The sequence below is a fragment of the Inquilinus sp. genome (assembly GCF_039594555.1).
Taxonomy (GTDB): Bacteria; Pseudomonadota; Alphaproteobacteria; order DSM-16000; family Inquilinaceae; genus Inquilinus.
Genome location: NZ_JBCNNF010000631.1, coordinates 1 through 2,657, shown reverse-complemented (window position 1 = coordinate 2,657; position 2,657 = coordinate 1). Strand labels below are relative to the sequence as shown.

The 2,657-nt window shown below is 72.5% G+C and carries 3 protein-coding genes; 1 reads left to right on the top strand and 2 read right to left on the bottom strand.

Translation table 11 applies throughout. The annotated features are described in order from the left end of the window. Positions 1 to 143: 143 nt before the first annotated feature. The gene (hemH, locus tag ABDW35_RS35245) at positions 144 to 1,142 is read right to left on the bottom strand and encodes a ferrochelatase (RefSeq protein ID WP_343718500.1); all 999 of its coding nucleotides are present in this window, start codon (positions 1,140 to 1,142) and stop codon (positions 144 to 146) included. A gap of 100 nt (positions 1,143 to 1,242) precedes the next feature. Between hemH and ABDW35_RS35240 the strand changes: the two genes are divergently transcribed. Continuing rightward, positions 1,243 to 2,199 (top strand): LysR substrate-binding domain-containing protein, encoded by a 957-nt coding sequence (locus ABDW35_RS35240; RefSeq protein ID WP_343718499.1) that lies wholly within the window; start codon positions 1,243 to 1,245, stop codon positions 2,197 to 2,199. Positions 2,200 to 2,236: 37 nt separating this feature from the next. On the opposite strand, the gene ABDW35_RS35235 is transcribed toward ABDW35_RS35240, so the two are convergent. Next, a partial coding sequence (locus tag ABDW35_RS35235; protein ID WP_343718498.1) for an Lrp/AsnC family transcriptional regulator occupies positions 2,237 to 2,657 on the bottom strand: 421 nt, incomplete at its 5' end.

Below are 2,657 nucleotides of genomic sequence, written 5' to 3'. Positions count from 1 at the left end.
CAGCAGGTCGCGGCGATGCCGATGCAGCCGCAGCAGCAGCTCCGGCGGCAGGTCGCCCTGCACGCCGACGCGGCCGTTCTCGAGGGTGAGGCTGGCGCCGTGGCGGGCGAGGTCGGCCAGCAGCGCGTTCAGGGCCGGACGCATCACGCCGCCTCCCGCACCGAACCGGAGCCGAGCGCCTGCCGCACCTGGGCCGCGAGGCCGGCGACATAGGCCGGGTGCAACCCGACGGCCGGGACGCGGATGAAGGACGGCACGCCCGCCGCCTCGGCCACCGCGCGGTACTCGATGTCGAGTTCGACCAGCGTCTCGGAATGCTCGGAGACGAAGGCGATCGGCACCAGCACCAGGCCGACGCCGTCGCGCCCGGCCTGCTTCACCTCCTCCTCCGTGTCCGGCTTGAGCCATTCCTGCGGCGTCACCCGGCTCTGGAAGGCGATGCGCCAGTCGAGGCCGGGCAGGCCGAGCGCCGCCACCACCGCCTCGGCCGACGCACGGACCTGCTCGGGATACGGATCGCCGGCCTGGACGATCGGCAGCGGCAGGCCATGGGCGGTGAACAGCAGCCGGTGCCGCCCGCCATGAGGCGGCCAGGCGCGGCGGATCAGCTCGGCCTGGGCGGCGATGAAGCCGGGTTCGGTCGGCGCCGCCTCGACCACCCGGGTCGGGACGGACAGGCCGGCGGCGCGGGCCGCGGCAGCCCAGTCGGTCAGCGCCGAGCGGGTGGTGGTGGTCGAATACTGCGGATACAGCGGCAGCAGCACGATCTCGCCCGGCCGCCAGGCCTTCAGCTCCGCCGCCGTCTCGGTGGCGAAGGGGTGCCAGTAGCGCATCGCCGTGAAGGACCGGACCTCGCCGAGATCGGCCAGCCGCGCCGCCACCGCCCGCCCCTGCGCCCGGGTCTGGACCAGGATCGGCGAGGCGCCGCCGAGCTGGCGATAGATCTCGGTCGCGACCGGGGTCCGGCGCCACGCGATCAGCCGCGCCACCAGCGCCCGCGGCAGCCGTGGCAGGCGGATGATCTCCGGGTCGGAGAAGAAGTTGCGCAGGAACGGGCCGACCGCCTCGAGCCGGTCCGGGCCGCCGATCTGCAGCAGCACCAGGGCGATCCGGCGGCGACGGGCGACGAGAACGGGCGGCATGGCTGGCTCCTGTGGCTTGGGCCCGACCTTCCACTACCGCTCCGATAAGATCCAATCGATCTATCCGATCTGGTAGATAGACATTGCTTATCGTACATAGATGACCATGACCCTGGCCGGCCTCTCCCTCCGCGATCTCGAATACCTCGTCGCCGTCGCCGAGCTGCGCCATTTCGGCCAGGCGGCGGAGCGCTGCGGCGTCAGCCAGCCGGCGCTGAGCATGCAGATCCGCAAGCTGGAGGAAAATCTGGGCCTGGCGGTGTTCGAGCGCGGGCCGAAGACCGTCCTGGTGACGGCCAAGGGCGAGGTCATCCTGGCCCAGGCCCGCCGCGTGCTGCTGGAGGCGCGGCGGCTGATGGCGCTGGCGCAGGAGTTGGACGCGCCGCTGTCAGGCCCCCTCACCGTCGGCACGATCGAAACGCTGGGTCCCTATCTCTTCCCGCACATGCTGCGGCCGCTGCGCCGGGCCTTCCCGAAGCTGGAGCTGGTGCTGCACGAGGGCCGCACCTACCAGCTGATCGAGGCGCTGCGCCACGGCGCGCTGGACCTGGTGTTCCTGTCGCTGCCGGTCACCGACCCGCAGATCGCCACGGCGCCGCTGTTCTTCGAGCCCTTCGTCCTGGCCCAGCCGGCCGACCGGCCGGTGGCGGCGGACGGCGCCGCCCGCATCACCGAGCTGCCGCGCGACGGGCTGCTGCTGCTGGAGGACGGGCACTGCCTGCGCGACCAGGCGCTGGATGTCTGCGGCACGCCGAGCCTTGGCGGCAAGCGCCACAGCACCAGCCTGGAGACGCTGCGCCAGATGATCGCCGCCGGCGCCGGCTACAGCCTGTTCCCGCGGCTGGCGACCCTCGGCGAGGCCAGCGTCGGCGGCCTGGTCAGCTATGCCGGCTTCGACGGCACGCCGCCGGGCCGCGTGGTCGGGCTGGCTTGGCGCCAGAGCGACCCGCGGGCCGACCAGTTCGAGTCGCTGCGCCGCGTCCTGCTCGACCACCCGCCGCCCGGCACCAGGGTGACGGCGGAGGTGGGCACAATGAAAAACGGAGGCGCGGCGTGAGGCCGGCCCCCGTTCGGATCCGCGATGCGGCCGCAGATCACTCCTCGCGATGATGGTCCTTGGCGTCGACGTCGATCGGCACGCCCGGCAGCTGCTTGGCGGTGCGGATCGCCAGGGCCGACTTGACGTGGTTGACGTTCGGGGCGGAGGTCAGCTGCGTGGTCAGGAAGCGCTGGTAGCTGTCCCAGTCCTCGGCCACGATCTTCAGCAGGAAGTCGGTCTCGCCGGCCAGCATGTGGCATTCGCGGACCAGCGGCCAGCTGCCGACCAGGTCCTCGAACTTGCGCAGGTCGGCCTCGGCCTGGCTGGTCAGCCCGACCTGGGCGAAGACAGTGACGCCGAAGCCCAGCGCCTCGGGGTTGATGTCGGCGTGATAACCGCGGATGTAATGCGCCTCCTCCAGCGCCCGGACGCGGCGCAGGCAGGGCGGGGCGGAGATGCCGGCGCGGCGCGCCAGC

What these genes read in the sequence shown, in the direction of transcription:
- hemH (WP_343718500.1), bottom strand. Translation starts at nt 1,142, where the DNA reads ATGCCGCCCGTTCTCGTCGCCCGTCGCCGCCGGATCGCCCTGGTGCTG.
- ABDW35_RS35240 (WP_343718499.1), top strand. Translation starts at nt 1,243, where the DNA reads ATGACCATGACCCTGGCCGGCCTCTCCCTCCGCGATCTCGAATACCTC.